Source organism: Arthrobacter oryzae (assembly GCF_030812315.1).
Classification (GTDB): domain Bacteria; phylum Actinomycetota; class Actinomycetes; order Actinomycetales; family Micrococcaceae; genus Arthrobacter; species Arthrobacter oryzae_B.
Genome location: NZ_JAUSSM010000021.1, coordinates 1 through 26,967 on the forward strand (window position 1 = coordinate 1; position 26,967 = coordinate 26,967).

Here is a 26,967-nt window from a genome sequence, read left to right on the forward strand (position 1 = left end):
CTGCTGAAGGACGTGGCAGAAGGCCGCGAAGTAGGCGACGCCACCACACTGGCAGACAACACCGTCATGGCCCAGATCGCACAGTCGCTCAAAAAGTAACAGGCGCTCCCGGAACGCGGCTCCACGGCCACCGGTCCGCGCGCGCATCCAGCGGCCCCGATTTCCCGTTTCACGACGGGAAAACGGGGCCGTATTTTTTTGTGACGATTCAAACACTGACCTTGGCAGAAATGTTGTTTCCCGTTCTTTCCTGTTCTCTTTTGAGAGGTTATAGTCGGGAATGTGAGGTGTCTCACAAGCGGCTTTTTTCAAGGGAGAGAACATGGCAGCACAGTTTGACGCGTCGGCAGTCCCGTATCCGAGCAGGCGGACCATCCTCAAGACCGTCGGAGTCGGTGCGGCAGGCCTGGCCGGCATCCCGTTCCTCGCGGCCTGCACCGGGGGCAGCGGGCCGTCGGCCACCGGCTCCGACTCCCCCGGCCTGACGTTTGGTTCGGGGTCCTCGGACGATGTCCCCAAGCGGGCGTACCAGGCTGTCACCGATGCATTCACCGCCAAGACAGGCAAGAAAGTCACCACCAACGTGGTGCCGCACAACGACTTCCAGAACAAGATCAACTCCTACCTGCAGGGCTCCCCGGACGACACCTTCACCTGGTTCGCCGGCTACCGCATGCAGTACTACGCGGAGAAAGGACTCCTGGCTCCCATCGACGACGTCTGGGAGAGTATCGGGGGCAATTACTCCGAGGCGCTGAAGAAAGCCTCCACCGGCCCCGACGGGAAGCTGTACTTCGTACCCAACTACAACTACCCGTGGGGATTCTTCTACCGGAAGAGCCTCTGGGCGGAGAGAGGCTACGAAGTTCCCGAAACCTTCGACGCACTCAAGGCCCTGGCCACAAGGATGAAGGCCGACGGCATCATTCCCATCGGCTTTGCCGACAAGGACGGCTGGCCGGCCATGGGCACCTTCGACTACATCAACATGCGGCTCAACGGCTACCAGTTCCACGTGGACCTGTGCGCGCACAAGGAGTCCTGGGACCAGCAAAAGGTCAGCGCCGTTTTTGACACGTGGGCCGAACTTCTCCCCTTCCAGGACCCGGCAGCCCTCGGCCAGACGTGGCAGGATGCCGCCAAGGCGCTGGAGGCCAAGAAGACCGGAATGTACCTGCTGGGCTCCTTCGTGACCCAGCAGTTCACGGATCCCGCCGTCCTGGCCGACATCGGATTCTTCGCCTTCCCGGAGATCGCCATGGAAGGCCGGGACGCCGTCGAGGCCCCGATCGATGGCCTCCTGCTGTCCAAGAAGGGCGGCGAGAACACGGCTGCCCGCGACTTCATGTCGTTCCTCGGAACCGCCGAAGCGCAGGACGCGTACGCCGCGGTGGACGCGTCGAATATTGCCACTGCCAAGGGGACGGACACGTCCAAGTTCAGCCCCCTGAACAAAACATGCGCGGACACCATCGCGGACGCCAAGTACATCAGCCAGTTCTTCGACCGCGACGCCCTGCCGGCCATGGCCAACAACGTGATGATCCCGGCACTGCAAAGTTTCATCAAGGACGGCAGGATGGACGTCAAGAACCTCGAAACCCAGGCCAAGACGCTCTACGCCGCGCAGTAGTTCCAGCCCAGTCGTTCCAGCCTGGTCGGCCCCGTATCACAGCCGGCCCGGCAGGAAGGAACGACGGCGGCGGCACCGCCTGCCGCCGTCGTCGTTCCTTCCCTGCATCCGGACCAAGCGAGGGAAAACGTTATGAGCAGCACCGCAAGAGAACTGGTTCCGCCCGAAGCAAGGGAGCCCGAAGGCGCTCCCGTCAGGCGTACCAAAGGCGGGCGGGTCCGCCGCCTGTCCGGACGCGACAAGCTTGTCCTGTCGCTGATGGTGGGCATTCCCACCCTGATCGAGCTAACGCTGGTGTGGCTGCCGACACTGATGTCGGTGGGCCTCAGTTTCACCCGGTGGAACGGCCTGGACCTTGGCGGCATCCGCCCGGCAGGCCTGGACAACTACCAGTACGTCACCCAGGACTACCCGCCGTTCTGGCCCGCCGTGCAGCACAACCTGCTGTGGCTCCTGTTCCTGGCCCTCGTGGCCACCCCGCTGGGTCTGCTCCTGGCCGTGCTGCTGGACCAGAACATCCGCGGCAGCAAGATCTACCAGAGCATCTTCTTTGCACCCGTCATGCTCTCGCTTGCCCTCATCGGCATCATCTGGCAGCTCTTCTACCAGCGCGACAACGGGCTGCTGAACTTCCTCCTCGGCACTGCCGGGACGCCACAGGCCGTGGACTGGTTCGGGGACTCGTCCGTCAATATCTGGGCCGCCATGATCGCTGCCACGTGGCGGCACGCCGGCTACGTCATGCTCCTGTACCTGGCAGGGCTCAAAGGTGTGGACCCCAGCCTCAAGGAGGCCGCGGCCATCGATGGCGCCAACGGCTTCCAGACCTTCTTCCGCGTCGTCTTTCCCGCCATGCGCCCCATCAACATCGTGATTGTGGTCATCACCATCATCGAATCCCTGCGCGCCTTTGACGTTGTCTACGTCATCAACCGCGGCACCAACGGCCTGGAGATGCTCAGCGCGCTGGTGATCCAGAACCTGGTGGGCGAAGGCCAGGTGATCGGCGTCGGCTCGGCACTGGCCGTGGTGCTGCTGGTCATTTCCCTCGTCCCCATCGTTTTCTACCTAAGCCGCACCTTCGGCAAGGAGGGCAAAGCATGAGCACCACCACCACCGCCCGGGGCGGCAGTCGCGCAGGCAGAACCGATTCGGCTGCCGGGCTTCGCTCCGGCAGCCGGCCAAAGCGCCACTACGGCACCCACATCTTCCTCGCCGTCATGGCCGTCATGTGGCTGGTCCCACTGGGCTGGTCGCTCTTCACCGCCCTGCGACCGGTGGCGTCGACCAACGAGCACGGCTATTTCAGCCTGGCCGGCGACTTCAACTTCAACAACTTCGCCCAGGCCTGGACGCAGGGCGGATTTGCCACCTACTTCTGGAACTCCGTGATCATTACGGTCCCGGCAGTGCTGCTGACCCTGTTCCTGGCGTCCCTGATGGCGTTCGCCGTGAGCCGCGTGAGCTGGAAGTTCAACATCACCCTGCTCATCATGTTCACGGCCGGCAACCTGCTGCCGCCGCAGGTCCTTGCCGCCCCGCTGTTCGAAATGGCAAAGCACTTCGAGGTGCCGTATTCCTTCAGCGATTCCGGCAACATGCTGAATACGTACATCGTGGTGATCGCCGTCAACACGGCCTTCCAGATGGGTTTCTGCACCTTCGTCCTGTCCAACTACATGAAGGCGCTCTCCGCAGATCTGACCGAAGCCGCGCTGGTGGACGGCGCCGGCATCTGGCGACAGTACCGGGAGATCATCATGCCGCTGTGCCGGCCCGCGTTTGCCGCCCTCGGCACCCTGCAGGTCATCTTCATCTACAACGACTACTTCTGGCCGCTGATCTTCATCCAGAGCGGCAACCGGCTCCCCATCACCACCGCAATCAACAACCTCCAGGGCCAGTTCCTGAACAACTACAACCTCCTGGCGGCCGGCGCCGTCATTACCGTGATCCCCACGCTGGTGATCTACCTGCTCCTGCAACGGCAGTTTGTTGCAGGGCTGACTCTTGGTTCCAGCAAGGGGTAGACCATGATGGACTCTGACGGGGACAGCCTCCCCCGAGCCGCAGCCCGAAAGGAATTCCATGCTTCCCGCAGCACGCCATCAGGCAATTGTGGACGCCGTCCAGCGCGAAAGGGTGGTCCGTGTCTCGGACCTCGCCCAGCAGCTGGGCGTGTCGCTGATGACCGTCCGGCGGGACATCGAGCTGCTCGAGGAAGGCGGCCGGGTGGAGCGGATCCATGGCGGTGCCAAGCTCCCCGGGGATGCCAGCACCCATGAGCCCGGCTTCGAGCAGAAGTCCACGCAGCTAACAGCGGAGAAAAGGGCCATTGCGCTGGAAGCGGCCTCCCTGGTCCATGAGGGGATGGCCGTGGGACTGGGTGCGGGAACCACCACGTGGGCGCTGGCAAAGGAACTGGTCAACGGCCCGCGCATCACGGTGGTGACCAACTCCATCCGCATTGCCGACCTCTTCCACCACGGCTCGTCCTCCGGTGCGGGACGTTACGGCTCCACGGTGATCCTGATCGGCGGCGAGCGCACGCCGTCGGACGCGCTGGTGGGGCCCATCGCAACGGCGGCCCTCAAGCAGTTGCACCTGGACCTGCTGTTCCTGGGCGTGCACGGCATGGACCCCGATGCCGGCTTCACCACTCCCAACCTGCTTGAGGCCGAGACCGACCGGGCGTTCGTGGCGGCCTCACGCAGGGTGGTGGTAGTGGCCGACCACACCAAATGGGGGACGCAGGGGATGAGCACCATCGCTGAGTTCGAGGAGGCCGACGAGGTCATCAGCGACGCCGGCCTCAGCGCGGACGCGCGGCGCCTCCTGGAGGAAAGCGTCAGCCGGCTGCGGATCGTCAGCGCGGGCTAACCCCGGCGCCGGGCCGTTTGCCGTCCTGCTGCTACGGGCAGCCGCAGGACTGCCTGACCAGCAGCCGTGTGGGGAAGACGTGGTGACGGGGCGGTTCGCCGCGGTCCGCTCCGACCAGCGCCCGCACCGCGGCGTCCGCCATGTCGCGCACCGGCTGTTCCACGGTGGTCAGCGGGGGCCACGAATATTCGGCCTCCACCGAACCATCGAAGGCGGCCAGGGCAATGTCCTCGGGAACGGAGAGTCCGGCTTCATGGAGGGCCCGGAGGATGCCCACCGCCTGCATGTCCGAGCTCGCGAAAATAGCGGTGGGGCGGTGGCCCGACGCCAAGAGGCGCTTACCTGCCGCGTAGCCCCCGTCCCGGGTGAAGGCGCTGCGCGCGATCGGGCCCTCCGGGAGGCCCGCGGCCTTGAGCGCCTGCAGCCAGCCCTGTTCGCGATCATCGGCCTCGTTGGCCGTGGTGGTACCCATGGCGAGTCCGATATTGGTATGCCCATGCCCGATCAGGTGTTCCACGGCAGTGCGGGCGCCCCCGGCGAGGTCCACGCCGACGCTCGTGACGCCGGCAGGCTTCTCGCTGTGGCTGAGCAGGACCGATGAAATCTCCGCCGATTCAAGATCCGCAAGGTCCGGTTCGGAGAGGACGCTCGCAAGCACGACGCCGTCCACCTGACGGGCGGCCAGGTTGCGGATGTGCCGGCGTTCCTTGGCAAGATCGCCGTCGGAGTTGGTCAGGAACAAGGCATAACCGAGTTCGCCGGCGGCGTCCTCCACGGCGTGCGCCAGCAGCGAAAAGAACGGGTTGCTGTTGTCCGGGATGATCAGGCCGATGGTCTCGCTGGATCCCAGTTTCAGCGCGCGTGCCGCCGCGTTGGGGCGGTAGCCCAGGACGCGGATCGCGTCCTGGACCTTCGCCTCGGTGGCCGGCGCAACCCGCTTGGGCCCGCCGTTGACAACGTAACTGACCACGGCCGTGCTCACGCCTGCGTAGCGGGCAACATCCTTGCGTGTTACCGGGCCTCGGGGAGTGTGCGTTGCGGAAGTGGTCATGGAGTACATGCTAGCTATGCACCCTGCGGAGCGTCGCCAAAATCGCGGATGGGCAGGCGTTCGCCGTTCTGCCGGGCCGAGGCATGGGCCACGATTCCGGGAAGCGTGAACCGCGCGGCTACCCAGGCATTGACGGGCGGCAGCGTTCCATCGTTGACCGCCGTCACGAAGTCGTCCACCAGGAACTGGTGGCTGCCTTCGTGGCCGGTCGGAGCGCCGAGGAATTCGTCCGGCAGGCGTCCACGGTCGTGCACCGGGGCAAGCCCGGAGATAAAGGCATCACGCAGTTCGGGGGCAACGCCGGACAGCGAGGGATCATCCAGCGGGATGCTGGGCCGGGTTTCCACCTGGTCCGAGATGTCGTGGACGTTTTCCTTGTCCTGCCACACCGTCACCTTTGCGAGCTGCTCGAAGCTGGCCTCGGTGCCGAAAAAGCGGAACCGGGATTCGCGGATGTGGGAGGGGTAGCCCACCCGGCGCATCTCGTTGGTGCGCATCGCACCGCCGTCGTTCAGCTCAAAGAGCGCGGTGGCGTTGGAGAAGTCGTTGTCGAACATGCTCACGTCCTTGTCGAAGACGCCGTCCCGCCGGTCATCCTTGACGCCGATGCAGCTGACGCTGACTGCGTGCGAGGGCAGGACACCCAGGACGCCGCCGATTGCGTGTGTGGGGTACAGCATCGGCGGGTAGCTGGCCGTCGCCTTCCATTCCTCTCCGCCGCTGTACTGGTAGGCGTCGTAGAAGCCGAGGTCCATGTCATGGACGTAGTCGCCTTCGCTGTAGAAGATCCTTCCGAATTTGCCGGCGGCGTGCTGGTTGCGGGCGTAGACCGTGGCGGGGTTGTAGTAGCTGGTCTCCCCCATGGCGTAAACGAGGCCGGTTTCCTTCACGGCCTTGATGATGCGTTCGATCTCTTCTTCCGAGACTGCCATGGGAACAGCGGAGTAGACGTGCTTTCCGGCGCGCAGCGCCTGCTCCACGAGGGGACCGTGGGTCCAGCGCTGCGTGAAAATGGCGACGGCGTCGACGTCGGACGCCAGCAGTTCCTCGAAGCTCGCCTTGGTGCCGTCGAGCCCCCAGTGCTCCAGCGCCGCGGCGGCGCGCTCCGGCCGTTCGTCCACGACAAAGACCTCGCTCACGCCCGGGTGGAGTTTGAAGAGGTGGGCAAAGTGGCCGCCGAACTGTCCGACGCCGACGACTCCGATAGAAAACGTCATTGTTTACCTTTCCTGACTGCCCGCAGGTCCGGGCATGAAGAGCCCCGTGTGGGCTTGCCGAAAGTCTTGCACTGCAATCTACTCGAGTCAACAGATTGAGAGAGTCCAGAAGTAACTTTCAATGTTTTCAAGGGAAATAGCTTGCCTCCCTCAATCTACTCGTGTAGATTTCTATCCAGTTGTTACCCACATCACAGTCAGGAAAGGGTCGAAGATGACCACCCTTACCAAGCACGCGAGTACTGCCCCGCTCCGGGCGGGAGCTCAAAAGCCACGCGGCGGCCTACGCCGGTTCGGCGACATCAAGATCGCACTCCTCTTCATTGCCCCGGCCATGATCGGGTTCATCTTTTTCTACGTTGTCCCAACCATCCGCGGCGTGTACCTGAGCTTCACGGAGTACAACATCCTCGGAGACCCGGAATGGGTGGGGATGGACAATTACTCGGCGATCGCCAAGGATCCGCTCTTCTGGAATTCCCTGGCCGTCACAGGCCAGTACGTCTTCCTCAACATCGTCCTCCAGACCGCCCTTGCCCTGGGCCTGGCCCTCCTGATGCACAAGGTCGCGAAGTCCACCCTCATCCGCGGCGCCTTGCTGCTGCCCTGGATGATGTCAAACGTCATCGCGGCACTGCTCTGGTTCTGGATGCTCGATTATCAGATCGGCGTCGTCAACCAGTTCATCGAATGGGCCGGCCTCCCCCGTGTCGCGTTCTTTGGAAGCGAGGAGTGGGCCATCCCCACCCAGGCCGTGATCAACACCTGGCGCCACATGGGCTACACCGCCCTGCTCATCTTCGCCGGCATGCAGGCCATCCCGGGCCACATCTATGAAGTAGCCAAACTCGACGGCGCTTCACCGTTCCAGACCTTCCGCAAGATCACTATTCCGCTGCTGCGGCCGGTGCTGGTCCTCGTCCTCGTCGTAACGGTGATCGGCTCCTTCCAGGTCTTCGACACCGTTTCCGTAACGACACAGGGCGGCCCGGTCAACGCCACCCGCGTCATCCAGTACTACATCTACCAGCGCGCCTTCACCGAGTCGGACTTCGGCTACGGATCTGCAATCGCCGTCATTCTCTTCCTCATCCTCGCCCTCGTGGCCTTCATCCAGATGAAGTTCCTCAAGGGCAACGAGTCGGACCTGGACTAGGAGCCCCGCATGACCACCACCACCAGCCGCGCACCGTTGCCGGCTCAAACCCGCCGCCGTCGTCCTTTCAACGCCCGCCGCGCGGGTGCCTGGGCCCTCATTGCCCTGGCCATCGCGGTCTCCGTCGTCCCGTTCCTGTGGGTGCTGCGCACGGCGCTGTCCACCAACTCGGCGCTGGCTTCCAACTCGGCCAGTCTGCTTCCGGCGGAATTCACCTTTGGCGCCTTTATGCGGGTGTTCGGGCTGCAGAGCCCGGCCGACGCCGTCGCAGAAGGCGGTTCCGGTGCCGCCATCGACTTCTGGCTCTACCTGCGGAACTCCATCATCTTCTCCTCCATCACCACTGCCGGGGCCGTGTTCTTCAGTGCGATGGCTGCCTACGCCTTTGCCCGGCTGCGCTGGAAGGGCCGGAACGTGGTGTTCAGCCTGTTCCTGGGCACCATGCTGGTCCCGCCGATCTTCACGGCCCTGCCCAACTTCCTGTTGATCAAGAACCTGGACCTGCTCAACACGATGCTCGGAATGGTCCTGCCGTACATCTTCATGACCCCGTTCGCAATCTTCTTCCTCCGGCAGTTCTTCCTGAACATGTCCCGCGAGGTCGAAGAGGCGGCCATGCTCGACGGCGCCAAGCACCTGCGCATCTTCTTCCAGATTGTCCTCCCCAACGCCGCGGCACCCCTGGCCACGCTTGCGCTGCTGACCTTCATCGGCCAGTGGAACGAATACTTCTGGCCACTGCTGGTCGGTTCGCAGGACGACGTACGGGTCCTGCAGGTGGGGCTCGGCGTCTTCAAGTCGCAGTCCCCGCAGGGCGCACCCGACTGGTCCGGCCTCATGGCCGCAACCCTGGTTTCCGCACTGCCCGTCCTGATCCTCTTCGCCGCCTTCGGCAAGAAGATCGTCAACTCCATCGGTTTCTCCGGCATCAAATAGGCGCCCCGCCTCCACCCCTCTCCTCTTCCCCTCCCATCCCCAACGGAAAGAAAATCATGAAGAAATCCCTCGGCACCGTCGCCGTCGCGGCAGCCATCGCGCTCTCCCTCTCCGCCTGTGGCGGCTCAGGATCCTCTGCAGAATCAGCCAAGGGCGAGCTCAGCTATTGGCTCTGGGACGCCAACCAGCTTCCCGCGTACCAGCAGTGCGCCGATGACTTCACCAAGGCCAACCCGGACATCAAGGTCAAGATCACCCAGCGCGGGTGGGACGACTACTGGAGCACACTCACGAACGGGTTCGTCGGCGGCACCGCCCCCGACGTCTTCACCAACCACCTCGGACGCTACGGCGAGCTTGCCGAGAACAAGCAGCTGCTTCCCATTGACGACGCCGTCGAAAAGGACAATGTCGACCTGGCCGCCTACAACGACGGCCTTGCGGACCTCTGGGTGGGCCAGGACGGCAAGCGCTACGGCCTGCCGAAGGATTGGGACACCATCGGGCTGTTCTACAACAAGGCCATGCTCACAAGCGCCGGTGTCACCGACGAACAGATGAAAAACCTCACCTGGAACGCGCAGGACGGCGGCACATACGAGAAGGTCATCGCCCACCTGACCGTTGACAAGAACGGCAAACGCGGGGATGAGGCCGGCTTCGACAAGAACAACGTCGACGTCTACGGACTGGGCCTCAACGGCGGCGGCGACTCGTCCGGCCAGACCGAGTGGAGCTACCTCACCAACACCACCGGCTGGTCCCACACGGATAAGAATCCGTGGGGCACGCACTACAACTACGACGACTCCAAGTTCCAGGAAAGCATGGACTGGTTCGCCGGACTGGCTGCCAAGGGCTACATGCCCAAGCTGGAAACCACTGTCGGTGCTGCCATGGCCGACACCTTCGCAGCGGGCAAGTCGGCCATCAACGCCCACGGCTCATGGATGGTCGGCCAGTACACAGGGTACAAGGGCATCGAGGTAGGCATCGCCCCGACCCCGACGGGTCCGGAAGGCAAGCGGGCGTCGATGTTCAACGGCCTGGCCGATTCGATCTGGGCCGGGACCAAGAAGAAGGATGCGGCCATCAAGTGGGTCGAGTACCTCGCCTCGGCACCCTGCCAGGATGTGGTTGCGTCCAAGGCTGTAGTCTTCCCCGCACTCAAGGCATCGTCCGACAAGGCTGCGGAGGCGTTCAAGGCCAAGGGTGTTGACGTGACTGCGTTCACCGAGCACATCAAGAACGAAACCACTTTCCTCTACCCCATCACTGACAATACTGCCAAGGTCAAGGGCATCATGGAACCTGCAATGGACGCCGTGGTATCCGGCAAGAAGCCTGCCAGCTCCTTGACCGAAGCCAACAACCAGGTGAACGATCTCTTCAAGTAGACCGCACCTGTAGTGGCTGCGTAAGTGGTCGCAGTCACAGCTCCGGATGCCGCCGCTTCTCCTCGCGGGCGGCGGCGTCCGGGCACCCCACCCCCACACACATACGAAACCCACGGGCCGCGTCGCAGTACGCTTACCGCCACAACGAAAGAGAACCCCTATGAAGCCCCTGCACCTCCGCTCCGCCGGCACCAGCCTGGTGATCAGCTTCGACAGCGGGGAGGCCGAGGTCATTCACTGGGGCGCCGATCTGGGCTCTTCACTGCCCGATCTGGCCATCCTCGGCGAACCGATCCCCCACTCTGCCATCGATGCCACTGTCCCTGCCGGACTGCTGCCGCAGGCATCCTCCAGCTGGCGCGGACGCCCGGCCCTCCGCGGACACCGCATCGCCGACGGCGTCCCCGGCTACGACTTCTCCGTCCGCCTACGCGTCGCCGCGGTCAACGCTGGCGCAAGTACCGCCGTCGGGAATTCTGCCGTGATCGTCCAGTCCGATCCGGATGCGGGCATCACTGTTGAATCCACGCTGCAACTGCACGACGGCGGGCTGCTGGAAATGCGCCACACCGTCACCAACACCGGCACATCGCCATTTCAGCTCGACGAACTGGCCACCGTGCTGCCGGTGGCTCGTGACGCCGTCGAACTCCTCGACCTGACCGGCCGCTGGTGCCGTGAACGCCACCCACAGCGCCGCGCCATCCAGCAGGGCACCTGGGTGCGGACCGGCCGGCACGGACGCACCGGCCACGACTCCTCCCTCCTGCTGGCCGCCGGCACGGCGGGCTTCGGCAACCGCCACGGCAAAGTCTGGGCCACCCACCTTGCCTGGAGCGGCAACCACGAGCAGTTCGCGGACAGCATCGCGGACGGACGTACGGTGATCGGCGGCTCAGAGCTGTTGGGCCCCGCCGAGGTCGTTCTCCAGCCGAACGGCAGCTATACCACGCCCGCCCTGTTTGCCGCATACTCGGACCGCGGCCTGGACGGCATCAGCGAAGCCTTCTACAGCTGGTTCCGGAACCGTCCGCACCACGTGCTGCCGGCGGCTTCAGCCAAGTCAGGAACAGGCAAAGCGGGAGCCGGCAAGGCGCGCCCTGTGGTGCTGAACGTCTGGGAAGCTGTCTACTTCAACCACGATCTCGGCACGCTCATCGAACTGGCTGACTCCGCCGCTGACCTGGGCGTGGAACGCTTCGTCCTCGACGACGGCTGGTTCCGCGGCCGCCGGCACGACCAGGCCGGACTGGGCGACTGGTACGTCGACGAAGGCCTGTGGCCCGACGGCCTGACACCGCTGATCGAGGCCGTCACGTCCCGTGGCATGGAGTTCGGCCTCTGGGTCGAGCCGGAGATGATCAACCTGGACTCCGACATCGCGCGCGCCCATCCGGAGTGGATCGTAGGCCCCGCCGCGCTGTCGCACAAGGACGGCGGCCGCCTGCCGCTGCCGTGGCGCCACCAGCACATCATCGATCTGGTCAACCCCTCGGCCTGGCAGTACATCTTCGACCGCATCGACGCCCTGCTCCGCGAGAACAACGTCAGCTACCTGAAGTGGGACCAGAACCGGGACCTGACCGAGCACGGCCACGCCGGGCGCTCCTCCGTCCACGAACAGACCCTGGCCGCCTACCGGCTGTTCGATGAGCTCAAGAAGGCCCACCCGGGCATCGAGATCGAAAGCTGCTCCTCCGGCGGGGCACGCGTGGACTTGGGCATCCTGGAGCGGACGGACCGGATCTGGGGCTCGGACTGCAACGATGCCCTGGAACGCCAGACCATCCAGCGCTGGACCGGGCTGGTGGTGCCGCCGGAGCTGGTGGGCGGGCACATCGGCCCCACCACGTCCCACACCACGGCCCGCACGCACGATGTGTCGTTCCGCGCGATCACGGCCCTCTTCGGGCACTTCGGCCTGGAATGGGACGTCCGCCAGGTCCACGGCGCCGAGCGGGAAGAGCTCAAGCGCTTCATCGGCATCTACAAGGAGCACCGCGGCCTCATCCACTCCGGCCGGATGGTCCGCGCGGACGTGGCCGACGATTCCCTGATGTTTCACGGTGTGGTCTCGCAGCGTCCCGCCGCGCAGGGTGAAACGGCCGCGCTGTTCGCACTGGTCAGCACCAAAACGGCCTTTGCAGAGCAGCCGGGACGCATCACCGTGCCGGGGCTCGAACCGGAGCAGAGCTACCGGGTGGAGGCCATCTTCCCGGCGCCAGGCGACGCCGACTATGCACACAACTTCACCCAGGTTCAGCCGCCGGCGTGGCTAGCGGCAGGGGCAGAAGCCAGCGGTCGGTTCCTGGGTGAGGTGGGCCTCCCGATGCCCATCCTCAACCCGGAGCACGCGGTGCTCCTGCGCTTCACGGGCGCGTAGAAAAACCGTTCGTAGGCCGCCGCATCACAAAGAGTCTGCCGGCCGGGTAACCACCCGCCGGCAGACTCTTTTGTCCTCAATCTCAACCAGCTTCCTCAAACCCAATTATCGGGCGTCCACCAGGACCACTTCGTATTTGCTGGCCCCGGCAACGCCGAATTTCGCATTGACCACGGCGAGCGTATCGCCGAAGAGGGCTCCCGTCGCCGGGACCTGGAACTCGGGGCTGGTGATGACGTCCTTGACGTCGAAGGAATCCAGCCGGGAGTCCAACCGGACGCGGCTGACTTGGTTGAGTTCGTTCTGCACCGCCCAGAGGGTATTCCCCTTCACCACGATCCCGTCCACGAAGGGCAGGCTGGTTCCGGTGATCTCGGCGCTGGACCCGGTCTCCGGGTCCACCGTGTACAGGGCCTGATTGCCGGTGTGGGCAACAATGAGCGTCCGGCCGCCGCGGACGGCGGCGATGCCATTGAGGTTGAAGGCGGCCGGGGTGGCTGCGGCCGGGCCGGTCAGCGCCAGCGTCTTAACGTCGCCCGGGTCGCCAGGCTCGCCGTCGCCGTCCACCGGAACGAAGTACAGCTCACCGCGCACGGAGTTTGTGAACCAGGCGCCGTCGCGGGTGACTGTGACGTCGTTGATTACGGCCTGCCGCTGTTCCGACACCTCGGTCAACTGATACGTCGCCACGGTCTCACGGGTGTCGGTGTCGTAAACATAGGCCTGTCCCGTGAAGCCCCCGGCCACGAAGAGCAGATCGTGGCGCACGTCCACCTTCAGGCCGACGGCCTGCCGGCCATCGGGGGCATCAATGAAAAGCTTGGCGGTCCCCTTGCGGATGTCTCCGCGGAAGATGTCCCCCTTGAAGAGGTCGCCGGCGAAGAACGTTGTTCCTTCCCCGGCCGCAATGCCTTCAGCCGACGTCGCCCCCGGAAGCTCGATCACGGACGTCCGGCGGTCGGCTGACGAGCCGGCAGAAGCCACCGGCCCCGGGACGAGCAGTGCTGCGAGGGCCACAAGCCCCACGGCGGCACGGCGAATTGCTTTTCCTGATTCCACATTTTTGCAGCGCATGATGACGCTCTTTCCAGATCGGGCTTTCCGCGCGAGCTGACCGGTACGGGAGCTCCGCACGATGGTCCTTCAAGTCTAGGCACCGCCACAACCAGTGGCCAGAGGCGCAGGATTATCCCCCGTTGCCGGGTTTCTCCGGTTCCCGAACTGGGAGCACCCTGCCTCATGGCCGGAAGCACAGGGCGGGTCCGCGCAGTGCTCGGCATCAGCCTGACGTTCAGGGGCACCGATTTCCAGGAGGGCCGCTCCTGGTCCTGGTCCGTGGCCGGGCTCCGCGCCACCGGACACTCTGTGGTTCCGGAGGGCGACGGCTGCCGGGTCACGTTCACCGTCCCGTGGTGGGCGCCCGCCTACCTCCCGGTCTGTGCGGTGGCTCTGCGCCGCATCGCCAGGATGGCCGGCAGGCAGCCGTAAAGAAGAGCGCGCGCGGCACGCAAGGCGATAGATTGGCACACATGACTGAAGCCTCCCCCGCCACCGACGCCGGCCGCGGCAAGATCCTGGTCCTCAACGGGCCCAACCTCAACCTGCTCGGTACGCGGGAGCCGGAGAAGTACGGCACGGCAACCCTGGCTGATGTGGAACAGCTCGCCAAGGACGCCGGTGCGGCCCACGGCGTGGAGGTTGAATGCTTCCAGTCCAACCACGAGGGTGCACTGGTTGATGCGATCCACGCAGCGCGGGGCAAGGCCATCGGCATCGTCCTAAACGCCGGAGCGTATACGCACACGTCAGTGGCTATCCGCGATGCCATCTCCGCAGTGCAGGTGCCGGCGGTGGAGGTCCACATCACCAACGTGCACGCCCGCGAGGAATTCCGGCACCACTCCTATCTCTCGGACATTAGCAAGGCCGTGATCGCCGGCGCCGGCGTCATGGGCTACCGGTTCGCCGTCGAATACCTCGCAGAGCTGAATGCCGGCAAGGCCTGAGATGCCATCCGCCAGCGCAGGGCAGGCGGGCACGGCGGACTGGTACCGGCACTTCGGGACTGTCGATGCGCCGGGTTCCTCCCCCTGCTACGCCGAATGGTCGCTGGGAATCGCCGACGACCCTGAAGTGATAGGCCGCATCGAGCAGTGGCCGCATAACAAGCGCCAGCCGCTGCTGATCCTGGCCGCCGCGCGCTTCCTCGGCGCCGGAATCAGCCCGTACCGCGAATTCCGTGAGTTCCTGCTGGCCCGCTGGGATGAGGTCTCCCGGACTGTGCTTTCCCGCGCCACCCAGACCAACGAAGCCGGCCGCTGCGCCACGCTGCTGCCGTCCCTCGCCGGCATCGCCGCGGCGGAAGGCCGTCCCCTTGCCCTGATCGAGGTGGGGGCGTCGGCCGGCCTGGCGCTGTTTCCCGACAAATACGCCTACGAGTACGACGACGGCACGTTCGTCACGCGGCTGGCTCCGGACCCGGATGCCCGCCCAGCGGCGGACGGACCGCCTGTACTTCGGTGCACGGTGGAAGGTGCCGTGCCGCTCCCCATGGACCTCCCCGAGGTGGTGTGGCGGGCCGGGATTGACCTGAACCCCCTCGACATCAACAATCCCGACGACGTCGCCTGGCTGGAGGCCCTCGTCTGGCCCGAGCAGGACTTCCGCCGTGACCGTCTGCGGCGGGCCATCGCCGTGGCGCAGCAGGATCCGCCGCTCCTCGTGGCGGGTGACCTGAACGAACAGCTCGTAGCCTTGGCCGCCCACGCACCTTCCGACGCTGCCCTGGTGGTGTTCCACAGCGCCGTGATGGCCTACCTAGACGCCTCCGGGCGGCAAGCCTTCCGAGCCACAATCGGCAGGCTTGCGGCAGAGCGCGGCTGCCATTGGCTGTCCAACGAGGGCCACACGGTGATCGCCCAGGCGGACGGTTCGGTGGTGGTGCCGGAAATGGATGATGCCCGGTTGCGGGGCCGTTTCCTCCTGCTGCAGGACGGAGTTCCGGTGGGCATCGCCGGTCCGCACGGCCAAAGCCTGGAGTGGCTCTAGGCCGGTTGCGTGCCGGCGGCAGCCGCAGGCGTGCGTGCCGCCGCGGATGGCAACACCGCTACTTCTGGATGCACTGCCCGGACGACACTGCACTGCTCAGGGCCGGTGCCTGCGCGGCGACCGGTCCAAGATCGTCCATGGTGATGGCGAAGCCCATGTCGGCATCCGAGGTGGCCTTGGCGAAGATCACGCCGGCGACCTGGCCTTCGGTGGTCAGGAGCGGCCCGCCCGAGTTGCCCGGCTGGACATCGCCGGCGAGCCGGTAGACGTCTTCGGGTGCCGCATTGCTGCCGTAGATGTCCGGCACCAGGACAGCGGCGATGTCCTGCACCGTTGCCGGTTTGGATTGGAACGGCCCGCCGTGCGGATAGCCGGCGAAAGCGGCCGGACTGCCCGCCGGCAGGTCGGCACCCAGCTGGAGCGGGGACGACGGCAGTCCGTCTACGGCAAGGACGGCGAGGTCGTGCTGGCTGTCGAAGTAGACCACCCGGCCGGGCATGGCTCCGCCGCCGGGAACCTCCACCACCGGCTGCGACACGCCCGCCACCACATGGGCGTTGGTCACAACGCGCCCCGGCGACACCACGAAGCCGCTCCCGGTCTGGTTCTGGCCGCACTCGTACGCAGTGCCCGCAATTTTCAGGACCGACTCCGCCGCCCGGTTCAGGGCCGGTGTGTCGGTGCTCGCGTTGGGAATGGCCACCTTCTGGCCCTGCCCGAGTCCCTCGATGAGCGTGGGAATGCCGTCACCGATCACCGTGGAGCGCAGCTGCGCCACGGCAGTCTTCACCGGCACGGGAGTGAGGCCGTCGATAAAGCGGATGACCTTGGACTCCGCCAGTTGCTGGGACACAAACGGCACGCCCAGCGCGCTGATGCTGAAGGACAGCATGGACATAACCAGTGCGGCCACCACCACGTTGACGCCGCCGCCGACCACACGGTCCATGGCCCGCAGTGGCTGGATCCGCACGGCACTGCGGATTTTGCGGCCGATCATGGTCCCCAGCGCATGCCCCAGGACGATCAGCACGACGGCGGTGGCCACGATCGCGGTGAGCCTCCAGCCGCTGTCCTCCACGAGGTTGCTGACGATGGGCACGGACACGAACGCGGCCAGGGCGCCGACAACAAACCCGGCGATGCCGCCAAGCGTCACCAGGAAGCCATTGCGAAGGCCATAGATCAGGTAGGACAGCAGCGTCAGGATCAAGGCCAGGTCCAGGATGGTCAAGCCGAACACACGGGCTCCTCACAAAACAGGTAAACCCCAATTCTAGTGGCGAACCCTGACAGTTTGCCGATGGCCGGCGGACCCGGGCGCAACCCGCAAGACGCCCAGTAAATGCCCTGCGGGTGCTCCGCAAAACCGCGTCCCGCATGCCGATTCCGCCCCTCGAGGGGCTTCCAGGCCCCGTTTCAGGCGTTTCGCGTGCCAAGTACGTCACAGAAGCTTCAAAATTCTGAAACAATGGCTGAAGCGCCCCAGCCGACACATTTTACTCAGGAGATTTCATGGACATCGAGGTATTGCGCCGCGCACCCCTATTCGCCACGCTCGACGACGAAGCATTCCGTCTGCTCACAGACGAACTCACAGAGGTGGACCTGTCACGCGGAGCATCGGTTTTCCGTGAAGGCGACCAGGGTGATCAGCTCTACTTCATCGTCTCCGGCAAGGTGAAGCTGGGCCGCACGTCCCCCGACGGGCGGGAGTCCCTGCTGGCCATCCTCGGTCCGGGGGAGCTTTTCGGCGAAATGGCACTGTTTGACCCGAGCCCGCGTACCGCCACGGCAACCGCCGTCTCGGAGACCCGCCTCGCCGGCCTGAAGAACGAGAGCCTCAACGGCCTGCTGCGTACGCGCCCGGAGGTCTCGGCGCAGCTCCTGCAGGCCCTGGCCCGCCGCCTGCGCCGCACCAACGATTCCCTTTCGGACCTCGTATTCTCCGACGTTCCGGGCCGCGTGGCCAAGGCACTGCTGGACCTGGCCGACCGCTTCGGCCGCCCGGCAACCGACGGCGTCCTGGTGGCCCACGAGCTCACCCAGGAAGAACTGGCCCAGCTGGTGGGCGCATCCCGCGAAACCGTGAACAAGGCCCTGGCCGAGTTCGTGCAGCGCGGCTGGCTCCGCCTCGAAGCCCGCGCCGTCGTGATCCTGGACATGCAGCGCCTCCGCCAGCGCTCCCGCTAGCCACTAACGTCGAGGCCCACAGCCCGACATCCCCGCGCGCTCGCCCGTACCTCGCTTGGACGCACGCTTCCGGATGTCGCGCCGTGGGCCTCTTTCGTGTTCCCGCGACGTTCACGGCTCAAAGACACGACAAGAACTGCAGCAGCGTCGCAGAAAAAGCCGTAGAAACTGCGAGAGCGTCGCAGAAAAAGCGTCAAGAATTGCTGGAGCGTCCGAGAAAGCCGGGTGGCGGTTCTTCGCGAAAGAAGCCTAGCGCTCCCGCTGGGGCTCGCCGGCGACCGTTTTGGCGGCCTCGACTTCAAGCATGAGCCGGCCATCTTCCTCGACCAGCTTCGGCTGGTACACGTGGGCCTTGCGCTTGTAGCTCAGGTAGGCGATGCAGCCGTTGGCGGCTGCCATTTTCTCGAGCATGATCTCGGAGCCGGGCACCAGCAGTTGGCCGAGCTTCAGGCCGGTGGTGTTTTCCTGGCCCACTTCGTCGCCCAGGGCAGTGGTGTCGCGTTCGGCGATGACCTTGCTGGCGCAGACCCAGCGGCCCCACACGCCTTTGCTCTCCAGCAGGGTGGGCTGCTGGTTCACGGGCACGGTGGCAGCGAAGTAGCGGGTGTTGAAGCGGCGGTGGGTGAAGTCCGGGCTGAGCCAGTTGACCAGCGGCTTGAGCAGGTCCGTGCGGATGGACAGGCCGCGCTTGGCCAGGACGTCCGTGAAGGATTTCTCCTGGTTGGCTACAGCCTCGCGGGCACGCATCCATTCGGGGGTGGAGGTGGCTTCCACGGTGGTGGAGAGGTCCGGGCCGGCCAGCAGGACGCCTGTTTCCTCGAAGAGTTCACGGATGGCGCCCACCACGTGCCGGCGCGCCAGCCCGACGTCGTCCGTTCCCATCTGTTCCGCCCAGTGCTGCGCGGTGGGGCCAAGCCAGCTGACGGCGTCGTCGTCGGACGCATCGAGCGAGCCGCCGGGAAAGGCGAGCACACCGAGCGGGGAAGTACCCGGACGGTAACCCAGCCAGGTTTCCAGTCCTGTGGGCGCATCGCGCAGAAGGACGACGGAGGAGGCGAGACTGGCGGCACGTGGTGTCCGCTCGCCGTGTTCGAGCCAGCTTCGTGCTGCCCCCTCGAGATCGGGAGGCAGCACAAACAGGCGACGGGCTAACTGGGGCAAGGGAAGTGACCGGCCTTAGCTAAATTCGGCTATCAGTTCGACTTCCACCGGGGAGTCCAGCGGCAGAACCGACACGCCGACGGCGGAGCGGGCGTGCTGGCCGGCGTCACCGAGGACCTTGCCCAGGAGTTCCGAGGCGCCGTTGATGACTCCTGGCTGACCCGTGAAGGACGGATCGGACGCGACAAAGCCAACCACCTTGACGATCCGGGTGATGCGGTCGAGGTCCCCGATCACGCTCTTGACGGCCGCAAGCGCGTTCACGGCGCAAACTGCGGCAAAGCGTTTCGCGTCTTCGGGCGACACAGTGGGTTCGTCGGCGAAGCCTTCCGTGCCGGTCGACACCTTGCCCGTAGCTTCGAGTTTGCCGTTAATAAAGGGCAGCTGTCCGGAGGTGTAAACATGGTTGCCGGAGATGACGGCCGGAACGTAGGCAGCCACCGGGGCCGCTACCTCCGGAAGAGCCAGTCCCAGCTCGGCGAGCCGCTGTTCGACGGCGGAAGCCGGTGCTCCGTTTTCCGCGCCGGAGACCGGGTTTTCGGCGTGGGCCGGGGATTCCGGCGCCGTGCCTGCGGGGCTTGTCATAACTACTGCTTCTCCCTCTTGAGGTAGGCAACGAGGCCGTTGCCGTCAGGACCGGTGACGACCTGGACAAGCTCCCAGCCGTCCTCTCCCCACTGGTCCAGGATCTGCTTCGTGGCGTGAATAATGAGCGGAATCGTGGCGTACTCCCATTTGGTCATGAGCTAAAGACTAGTCCTTGCCGGTAAAGTGGAAAACATGGCGACTGGTAAGAACCCTTTATTCGACACGGCCACCACCCTCGGAAAGATCTTTGCTTTCCTTGGCGTGAGCGCGATTTGTGGTGTCCTGGTGGCAGGCCTGCTGGTCCCTGCGGCTGCTGTTTCCGGCAGCACAGCCAGCGGTTCCATCGAGTTCTTCGACACGCTCCCGGCAGAGCTGCAGGTGGACCCGCCCAGCCAGTCCACCAAAATCCTTGCCGCTGACGGCAGCCTGATCGCCAACCTCTACGCCGAAAACCGCACCCGCGTTTCACTGGACCAGATGTCGCCATACATCAAGGACGCAGTGATCGCCATCGAGGACAGCCGCTTCTATGAGCACGGCGGCGTGGACACCACGGGCATCATGCGTGCGCTGGTGAGCACCGCCCGCGGCAACAAGCAGGGCGCGTCCACCATCACGCAGCAGTACGTGAACAACGTCATCAACGCCTCGCTCGAAGCAGAAGGCAACACCGAGGACATCAAGCTCAACGGCGTCAACAAGGGCGTGGGCGACAAGCTCCGCGAGATGAAGCTGGCCATCGCCCTGGAGAAGAAGTTCACCAAGGAGCAGATCCTAGAGGGCTACCTCAACATCGTGTTCTTCAACCGGGACGCCTACGGCATCGAAGCCGCGTCCAAGTTCTTCTTCAGCACGGCAGCCAAGGACCTCACGCTCCCCCAGGCCGCACTGCTGGCCGGTGTGGTGAACAGCCCGTCGTTCTATGACCCCATCAACAACCCGGACAACGCGAAGAACCGCCGCGACCAGGTGCTGAACGCCATGTACACCCAGGGCAAGATCAACCAGGCCGACTATGAGGCGGCAGTGGCCACTCCAGTGGAAACAAAGGTCACCCCCGCCCGCCAGGGTTGCGCTTATGCCTCCACGGCCCCGTACTTCTGTGACTACGTCCTGCACCTGCTGCTGAACGATCCCGCCTACGGTGCCGATGCCACCGAGAGGGAACGCAAGATCTTCCGCGGCGGCCTGACCATCACCACCACCCTTGACCCCAAGGCCCAGAACGCGGCTCAGGCCCAGGTGGACGCGTCGGCAGGCGCCAACCCGGACAAGTGGGGGGCGGCCGTCGTCTCGGTCCAGCCGAATACCGGCAAGATCACGAATATGGCCCAGAACACGGTGTGGTTCGCCGGCGATGGCAAGTTCGATAGCCAACTCAACTTCAGCGTTGACCAGTACGATCCGAACGGCAACGACCTCAACGGCCTCGGTGGTGCCCAGCCCGGTTCCACCATGAAGCCCTTCACATTTGCCGAATGGCTCAACGAGGGCAATTCGATGAACACCATCCTCAATGGCGCCGTTCGCCGTTACCCGCAGAGCTTCCCGTGGAGAAACACCTGCGAGACTCCGACCGTCGGCTGGTATGACAGCACCAACGGCGAATCCACGGACCTGCAGAACGCCGAGGAAGGCTACTACCGTTCGATGACCGTCCTGGACGGGCTGGCGAACTCGATCAACACCATGACCTTCGCCACCGCCGCCAGGGTGGACCTGTGCGGCATCCAGAAGGTCGTTGACGCGGTAGGCCTCCACGAAGGCCTTCCCCAGCGGGATGACGCGGGAAAGATCGTCAATCCGACGCCGCCCATCACCATGACGACTATTGGTAACCTCCTTGGTTCCAGGCAGACGTCACCGCTGTCGATGGCCAGCGCCTTCGCCACCTTCGCCAACGACGGCAAGTACTGCGCCCCAATCGCCGTCACCTCGGTGACGGATCAGACGGGAGCCCAGTTGCCTGCCCAGACCACGAACTGCCGTGACGCCCTCAAGCCCGAGGTGGCCCGCGGCGTGAACTACGCCCTGCAGGAAGTCCTTAACCGTGGATCCGGCTCCCTGATCCAGCCGCGGATTTCCACCAAGACCAACTTCCCCATCGCCGCCAAGACCGGTACCTCGAACAACAACGGTTCCACCTGGGTGGTGGGCCACACCACCGGTTTGGCAACCGCTGCATGGTTCGGCGACGCCCTCGGATCGCAGCAGCGCTCCGGGCAGAACGTGACCATCAACGGCAAGTTCTACAAGGGCATCGACGGCTACATGATCGCGGGACCGATGTTCTCGAACTTCATGACGCAGGTGGCTCCGGCGTACGGCACCAACCCCTTCACTGCGCCGCCGTCCAACATGATCAGCGGAGCGCCCACCCGCCAGACCACGCCGTCGACGCAGAACTCTGCGCCCGCTCCGGCACCCTCGTCCCCCGCGCCGCAGCCCAGCAAGGGCAACGGTAACGGCAACGGCAACGGGTAGCGCACCGATGGGGGACGCACCGTCGCTGGCAAGCCGTGCCCGAGGCATCGGGCGCGGCTTTGCCGTCACCGCTGCTGCCGGCGCAGCCGCAGGACTGGCTACTGCGGGATACGGGCTGTGGGAAAAGAACCAGTTCGTCCTCCGCGAGGAGACCCTGCCCATCCTTCCCGCCGGTTTCGATCCGTTCCGTGTCCTGCACCTGAGTGACATCCACTTTGTGCCGGGGCAGGACCGGAAGGCACAGTGGCTGTCCTCGCTGGCGGCACTGGAACCGGACCTGGTGGTCAACACCGGCGACAATCTCAGCCACGCCAAGGGGATTGATCCGCTCCTAAAGGCACTGGGACCGCTGCTGGAGTTTCCGGGCGTCTTCGTGCCGGGATCCAATGACTATTTCGCGCCCACCCTCAAGAACCCGGCGTCCTATTTACTTGGGCCCTCAAAGGCCCAGAAGAAGCCGGTGGAACTCGACTGGCCGCGGCTGCGCTCCTACTTCGGGATGTCCGGCTGGGTGGACCTGACCAACCGCAACCAGTCCGTGGTGCTAAACGGCCTGCGCTTCGATTTCTCCGGCGTGGACGATCCCCACCTGGGGCTGGAACGCTACGCCGGCTGGCCCCGCGGGACCAGGGGCCAGGACACCACGCCCCACCTTCGGGTTGCGGTTGTCCACGCCCCCTACCAGCGCGTCCTGGACCACTTCACCGAGGACGGCGCGGACCTGCTGCTGGCGGGCCACACCCACGGGGGCCAGATCTGCGTGCCCGGGTTCGGCGCCCTGGTGGCCAACTGCGACCTCCCCACGTGGCGTGCCAAGGGCCTCAACGACTGGGAAAGCAACGGGAGCACGACGCCGGTGAACGTGTCCGGCGGGATCGGCACCTCGCGCTTCGCCCCCGTCCGCATCGCCTGCCGGCCTGAGGCCGTACTGCTGACGCTGACCGCACGCTGACTCGCCACCGGTAATCGAGCCGCGCCGACACGCCACCGGCACGGTGGTGGAAAGGCTTCATAAGTCCAACAACCCGGGCTTGGCGCGGTCAGTCACCGGTCCGGGGTATTGCGAAACGCAATGACTGGGCAAGATCCCCGCCCCGCCCGGAATCCTGTGAACCGTGTCACGGCATGGCATAAGGTAGTTGCTAAAGGAAACTACATTCGCAGTTGAGCTTTAAGAAGCGGGCATGGCCAAGCAGACTCCATTCTTCACGTCAATCAGCCGACTCTATCCCCACGTAAAGCCGATCATCCCCCGGCTTTTTATGGGGCTCCTGTGCGCACTCCTGGCCAGCATCGTGGCATTGGCCATCCCGCAGGTGCTGCGGGTCCTCATCAACGACTCGCTCCAGCCGGGCGGCGCGACGGAGGCAGTCTGGATCGCCTCGCTGGTCATCCTGGGCCTGGGCATTGCCGAAGCGGGGCTGGTGGCCCTGCGCCGCCAGTTCGTCATCAACCCGGCAACCACCGTGGAAACGCGGATGCGGGTTTCGCTTTACGGCCATCTCCAGGACCTGACGGTGTCCTTCCACGACCGCTGGGGTTCCGGACAGCTGCTCTCCCGGGCGATGACGGACCTGAACTTCCTGCGGCGCTGGATGGCGTTCGGCGCCATCATGCTGGTGGTGACCACCCTGACGGTGGTGATCGGCGTCGTCGTGATGTTTTCCATGAGCTGGCAACTGGCTTTGATCTTCCTGGCCGCTGCCGTGCCGATCATGATCTACGGTTTCCGGTTCCGGACGCGCTTCAGCAAGGTGGCCCGCCGGAGCCAAGACCAGGCCGGCGACCTCGCCACCACCGTGGAGGAATCGGTCCACGGCATCCGCGTACTCAAGGCGTTCGGCCGCAGCCGCGAGGCCCTGGAGAACTTCAACGAACAGGCCGAGGAACTTCGCCAGACCGAGATCGCCAAAGCCAAACACCAGGCCATCTTCAGCATGGTGGTAACCCTTCTCCCTGAACTCGCGCTCGGCGCCGGGCTGGTGGCGGGCATCATGCTGGCTGCGGACGGCCAGCTCAGCATCGGTGCCCTCGTGGCGTTCTTCGCCACCGCAGCCGTGGTTGCCGCGCCCGTGGAATTCAGCGGCATGCTGCTGGCCATGGCTCTGACCGCCAAGTCGGCCATCGACCGGCACTTTGAGGTGATGGACGCGGCCAACACCATCACCAGCCCGGAGCAGCCCCGGGAACCCGCGCAGCTTGCCGGCGCGCTCAGCTTCAACTCGGCCACGTTCGCTTTCGAGGACACCCCGGACAAGCCCATCCTCAAGGAAGTCAGCCTGGACATCCGTCCCGGCGAAACCATGGCCCTGGTGGGCATCACGGGCAGCGGCAAGAGCGCGCTGCTCCAGCTGGTCCCCCGCCTTTACGACGTCACCGCAGGCTCCATCACCATCGACGGCGTTGACCTGCGCGAGTTCTCCATGGACGAACTGCGCACGGTAGTGGGCGTGGCCTTCGAAGACACCACGCTGTTTTCCAGTTCCGTCCGCGACAACGTCCTGCTCGGCGCCAAGGATCGGAGCCAGGAAACGCTGGAAGAAGCCCTCGATGTTGCGCAGGCACACTTCGCCTACTCCCTTCCGGACGGGCTGGACACGCTGATCGGCGAGGAAGGCCTCAGCCTCTCGGGCGGTCAGCGGCAACGCATCGCCCTGGCCCGCGCCATCGCTGCGAAGCCCAAGGTGCTGGTGTTGGATGACCCGCTGTCCGCCCTGGACGTCAACACCGAGGAACTCGTGGAAGCCCGGCTGCGCGAGGTCCTGGCCGACACCACCACGCTGATCGTCGCGCACCGGCCGTCCACCGTGGCGCTGGCCGACCGCGTGGCGCTGCTCGAGGAAGGCCGGATCGCCGCCGTCGGGACCCATGCGGAACTGCTGGCGCACAACGGGCATTACCGCTACGTGATCGCCAGCCTCGAGACGGAGCCCCGGGACCTGGATTCCGAACTGTCGGACCTCTCGGAATTAAGTGATGAGTCCGAGGAGATTTCCCGATGAGCACCGCAACGTTCGGCACCGCCAACGAGGACAACGCCCACCTGACCAAAAGCGAAAGCAAGGCCGTCCGACGGCGGTCGCTCGCTTTGCTCGGGTCCCTCATCCGTCCCGTCCGGCTGAGGTTCTGGCTCACCATCGCCATGGTGGTGCTCTCGCAGGCCGCTCGGGTGGCAGGACCGGCACTGATCGCCTTCGGCATCGACCACGCCCTGCCGGCTCTCCGGGCCGGGGACAACGTCCCGCTGGTGCTCACGGGCGTCGCGTACCTGGCCGCGGCGGCTGCAACCGCCGGCCTCACCGCCCTGTACGTGACGTCGACTGCGAAACTGAGCCAGGCGATGCTGCTTGACCTGCGCGTCCGCGTCTTCCGGCAAACGCAGCGGCTCAGCCTCGAATTCCATGAGAAGTACACGTCCGGCCGCATCATTGCGCGGCAGACTTCGGACCTCGAGGCCCTGCGCGAACTCCTGGACTCCGGCGTCAGTTCACTGGCCTCGGGGATGCTCTTCATGGTTTTCACCGCCATCACGGTCTTCGCCCTGGACTGGCGCAGCGGCTTCATTGTGCTGGCCGCGGGTGTTCCCATGTACTTCCTGGCCCGCTGGTACCAGAAGCACTCCCAGATCGCTTTCCGCGAATCCCGAGTGGTGTCCGCACGGCTGATCGTGCACTTCGTGGAAACCATGACCGGCATCCGGGCCGTCAAGGCCTTCCGCAAGGAGCGCGAAAACGCAGCCCGCTACGGCGAACTGTCCGAGGACTACCGCAAGGTCACCGTCCGGTCGATCAACCTCAACGGCGTCTTCCAGCCGGGGCTGGTCCTGATCGGCAACGTCTGCGTCGCTGCAGTGCTGCTCTTCGGCGGTTTCCGGGTCCTGGGAGGGGAACTGGCCGTCGGCGTGCTGCTGGCCCTGATCCTGTCCACCAAGCGTTTCTTCCAGCCCGTGGACCAGATGGCCATGTTCTACAACTCCTTCCAGAGCGCCCAGGCGGCCCTGGAGAAGGTCTCCGGCCTCCTGGAGGAGGTTCCCACCGTCAGGCCTCCGAAAAACCCCGTAGCGCTCCGCGACGCCCGCGGCACCGTCGACTTCAACGGGGTGGAGTTCCGCTACGGCGACGGACCGGTCATCATTCCGACGCTTGACCTGCACATTCCGGCCGGGCAGATCGTGGCACTGGTGGGTCAGACCGGCGCCGGCAAGTCCACCCTGGCCAAACTCATCGCCCGGTTCTACGACGTGTCCGAGGGGGCGGTGACACTGGACGGCGTGGACCTTCGGAGCCTCACCACGCCGGACCTGCGGCGGAACGTGGTGATGGTCACCCAGGAGGCCTTCCTGTTCAGCGGGTCGGTGGCGGACAACATTGCCCTCGGCCGTCCGGAAGCGTCCCGCGAGGAGATAGAGGAAGCGGCGCGGGCGGTGGGCGCCCATGAATTCATCATGGAACTGCCGGAAGGCTTCGACACCGACGTGAACAAGCGCGGCGGCCGTGTCTCGGCCGGCCAGCGCCAGCTCATCAGCTTTGCCCGGGCCTTCCTGGCCCGACCGGCAGTGCTCATCCTCGACGAGGCCACGTCCTCCCTGGACATCCCCTCGGAGCGCCTGGTCCAGCATGGCCTCGCCAGCCTCCTGGCGGGAGTGGCGGGCCACGACGCCGGGCGTACGGCCTTGATCATCGCCCACCGGCTGTCCACGGTGGAGACAGCGGACCGTGTCCTGGTGGTCCATGACGGACGGGTCGTGGAGGACGGCAGCCCGGAGGAACTGATCGGCGGGGGCGGGCGGTTCGCTCAGCTGCACGGGGCGTGGAAGGACTCGCTTGTGTAGTGAACGCGG

The 26,967-nt window shown here is 65.2% G+C and carries 23 protein-coding genes; 16 read left to right on the forward strand and 7 right to left on the reverse strand.

Annotation, left to right across the window (positions count from 1 at the left end; all coding sequences use genetic code 11):
- Positions 1 to 322 precede the first annotated feature (322 nt).
- The 4 genes from J2S97_RS22880 to J2S97_RS22895 all read left to right on the forward strand — a co-directional run bounded on the left by J2S97_RS22880 (position 323) and on the right by J2S97_RS22895 (position 4,513).
- On the forward strand, positions 323 to 1,633 hold the full coding sequence (locus tag J2S97_RS22880; protein WP_307052225.1) for an ABC transporter substrate-binding protein: 1,311 nt from the start codon (positions 323 to 325) through the stop codon (positions 1,631 to 1,633).
- A gap of 132 nt (positions 1,634 to 1,765) precedes the next feature.
- A complete protein-coding gene (locus J2S97_RS22885) occupies positions 1,766 to 2,737 on the forward strand; it encodes a carbohydrate ABC transporter permease (protein WP_307052226.1) in 972 nt (323 codons plus the stop codon).
- Positions 2,734 to 3,663: a carbohydrate ABC transporter permease gene (locus J2S97_RS22890; protein ID WP_307052227.1), complete on the forward strand. Its 930-nt coding sequence runs from the start codon at positions 2,734 to 2,736 to the stop codon at positions 3,661 to 3,663. Before J2S97_RS22885 ends, J2S97_RS22890 begins: the two co-directional genes overlap by 4 nt.
- A gap of 58 nt (positions 3,664 to 3,721) precedes the next feature.
- On the forward strand, positions 3,722 to 4,513 hold the full coding sequence (locus J2S97_RS22895) for a DeoR/GlpR family DNA-binding transcription regulator (protein WP_307052228.1): 792 nt from the start codon (positions 3,722 to 3,724) through the stop codon (positions 4,511 to 4,513).
- 31 nt (positions 4,514 to 4,544) lie between these two features.
- Here the strand turns inward: J2S97_RS22895 and J2S97_RS22900 are convergent, their stop codons facing one another.
- Both J2S97_RS22900 and J2S97_RS22905 read right to left on the reverse strand, forming a co-directional pair.
- A complete protein-coding gene (locus J2S97_RS22900) occupies positions 4,545 to 5,573 on the reverse strand; it encodes a LacI family DNA-binding transcriptional regulator (RefSeq protein ID WP_307052229.1) in 1,029 nt (342 codons plus the stop codon).
- Positions 5,574 to 5,578: 5 nt separating this feature from the next.
- Positions 5,579 to 6,781, reverse strand: a complete 1,203-nt coding sequence (locus J2S97_RS22905) for a Gfo/Idh/MocA family protein (protein ID WP_307052230.1) — start codon at positions 6,779 to 6,781, stop codon at positions 5,579 to 5,581.
- Positions 6,782 to 6,995: 214 nt separating this feature from the next.
- Here J2S97_RS22905 and J2S97_RS22910 point away from each other — a divergent pair, with 214 nt between their 5' ends.
- From J2S97_RS22910 to J2S97_RS22925, 4 genes are all read left to right on the forward strand, one after another.
- Positions 6,996 to 7,937 carry a carbohydrate ABC transporter permease gene (locus tag J2S97_RS22910; RefSeq protein ID WP_307052231.1) on the forward strand — a complete coding sequence of 314 codons (942 nt, stop codon included), beginning with the start codon at positions 6,996 to 6,998 and terminating at the stop codon, positions 7,935 to 7,937.
- Positions 7,938 to 7,946: 9 nt separating this feature from the next.
- The gene (locus tag J2S97_RS22915; RefSeq protein WP_307052232.1) at positions 7,947 to 8,873 is read left to right on the forward strand and encodes a carbohydrate ABC transporter permease; all 927 of its coding nucleotides are present in this window, start codon (positions 7,947 to 7,949) and stop codon (positions 8,871 to 8,873) included.
- Between the two features lie 56 nt (positions 8,874 to 8,929).
- On the forward strand, positions 8,930 to 10,270 hold the full coding sequence (locus J2S97_RS22920) for an ABC transporter substrate-binding protein (RefSeq protein ID WP_307052233.1): 1,341 nt from the start codon (positions 8,930 to 8,932) through the stop codon (positions 10,268 to 10,270).
- 160 nt (positions 10,271 to 10,430) lie between these two features.
- Positions 10,431 to 12,653, forward strand: coding sequence for an alpha-galactosidase (locus J2S97_RS22925; protein WP_307052234.1), 2,223 nt, complete (start codon positions 10,431 to 10,433; stop codon positions 12,651 to 12,653).
- 105 nt (positions 12,654 to 12,758) lie between these two features.
- Here J2S97_RS22925 and J2S97_RS22930 read toward each other — a convergent pair whose 3' ends face one another.
- On the reverse strand, positions 12,759 to 13,727 hold the full coding sequence (locus J2S97_RS22930) for a hypothetical protein (protein ID WP_307052235.1): 969 nt from the start codon (positions 13,725 to 13,727) through the stop codon (positions 12,759 to 12,761).
- Between the two features lie 165 nt (positions 13,728 to 13,892).
- Between J2S97_RS22930 and J2S97_RS22935 the strand changes: the two genes are divergently transcribed.
- Genes J2S97_RS22935 through J2S97_RS22945 form a run of 3 tightly spaced genes read left to right on the forward strand, consistent with a single transcriptional unit; the run spans position 13,893 to position 15,701 of the window.
- Positions 13,893 to 14,141, forward strand: coding sequence for a hypothetical protein (locus J2S97_RS22935; protein ID WP_307052236.1), 249 nt, complete (start codon positions 13,893 to 13,895; stop codon positions 14,139 to 14,141).
- Positions 14,142 to 14,182: 41 nt separating this feature from the next.
- Entirely contained in the window at positions 14,183 to 14,659 is a 477-nt protein-coding gene (aroQ, locus tag J2S97_RS22940; RefSeq protein WP_307052237.1) for a type II 3-dehydroquinate dehydratase, read from the forward strand.
- Position 14,660: 1 nt separating this feature from the next.
- Positions 14,661 to 15,701, forward strand: coding sequence for a DUF2332 domain-containing protein (locus J2S97_RS22945; RefSeq protein WP_307052238.1), 1,041 nt, complete (start codon positions 14,661 to 14,663; stop codon positions 15,699 to 15,701).
- A 58-nt stretch (positions 15,702 to 15,759) separates the two neighbouring features.
- Here the strand turns inward: J2S97_RS22945 and J2S97_RS22950 are convergent, their stop codons facing one another.
- Positions 15,760 to 16,944 carry a MarP family serine protease gene (locus tag J2S97_RS22950; protein WP_307052239.1) on the reverse strand — a complete coding sequence of 395 codons (1,185 nt, stop codon included), beginning with the start codon at positions 16,942 to 16,944 and terminating at the stop codon, positions 15,760 to 15,762.
- A 272-nt stretch (positions 16,945 to 17,216) separates the two neighbouring features.
- Between J2S97_RS22950 and J2S97_RS22955 the strand changes: the two genes are divergently transcribed.
- On the forward strand, positions 17,217 to 17,894 hold the full coding sequence (locus J2S97_RS22955; protein WP_123254700.1) for a Crp/Fnr family transcriptional regulator: 678 nt from the start codon (positions 17,217 to 17,219) through the stop codon (positions 17,892 to 17,894).
- 249 nt (positions 17,895 to 18,143) lie between these two features.
- Here J2S97_RS22955 and J2S97_RS22960 read toward each other — a convergent pair whose 3' ends face one another.
- The 3 genes from J2S97_RS22960 to J2S97_RS22970 are packed head-to-tail and all read right to left on the reverse strand — an operon-like array spanning position 18,144 to position 19,798.
- On the reverse strand, positions 18,144 to 19,055 hold the full coding sequence (locus J2S97_RS22960) for an NUDIX hydrolase (protein ID WP_307052240.1): 912 nt from the start codon (positions 19,053 to 19,055) through the stop codon (positions 18,144 to 18,146).
- Between the two features lie 15 nt (positions 19,056 to 19,070).
- The gene (locus tag J2S97_RS22965; protein ID WP_307052241.1) at positions 19,071 to 19,640 is read right to left on the reverse strand and encodes a RidA family protein; all 570 of its coding nucleotides are present in this window, start codon (positions 19,638 to 19,640) and stop codon (positions 19,071 to 19,073) included.
- A 2-nt stretch (positions 19,641 to 19,642) separates the two neighbouring features.
- Positions 19,643 to 19,798: a DUF4177 domain-containing protein gene (locus J2S97_RS22970; RefSeq protein WP_011693223.1), complete on the reverse strand. Its 156-nt coding sequence runs from the start codon at positions 19,796 to 19,798 to the stop codon at positions 19,643 to 19,645.
- Positions 19,799 to 19,835: 37 nt separating this feature from the next.
- Here J2S97_RS22970 and J2S97_RS22975 point away from each other — a divergent pair, with 37 nt between their 5' ends.
- The 4 genes from J2S97_RS22975 (at position 19,836) to J2S97_RS22990 (ending at position 26,958) form a co-directional block, all read left to right on the forward strand.
- The gene (locus J2S97_RS22975) at positions 19,836 to 22,127 is read left to right on the forward strand and encodes a transglycosylase domain-containing protein (RefSeq protein ID WP_307052242.1); all 2,292 of its coding nucleotides are present in this window, start codon (positions 19,836 to 19,838) and stop codon (positions 22,125 to 22,127) included.
- Positions 22,128 to 22,134: 7 nt separating this feature from the next.
- Entirely contained in the window at positions 22,135 to 23,079 is a 945-nt protein-coding gene (locus tag J2S97_RS22980; RefSeq protein WP_307052243.1) for a metallophosphoesterase, read from the forward strand.
- Positions 23,080 to 23,311: 232 nt separating this feature from the next.
- A complete protein-coding gene (locus tag J2S97_RS22985; protein WP_307052244.1) occupies positions 23,312 to 25,129 on the forward strand; it encodes an ABC transporter ATP-binding protein in 1,818 nt (605 codons plus the stop codon).
- On the forward strand, positions 25,126 to 26,958 hold the full coding sequence (locus J2S97_RS22990; protein ID WP_307052245.1) for an ABC transporter ATP-binding protein: 1,833 nt from the start codon (positions 25,126 to 25,128) through the stop codon (positions 26,956 to 26,958). The genes J2S97_RS22985 and J2S97_RS22990 overlap by 4 nt, the downstream gene beginning before the upstream one ends.
- Positions 26,959 to 26,967 lie beyond the last annotated feature (9 nt).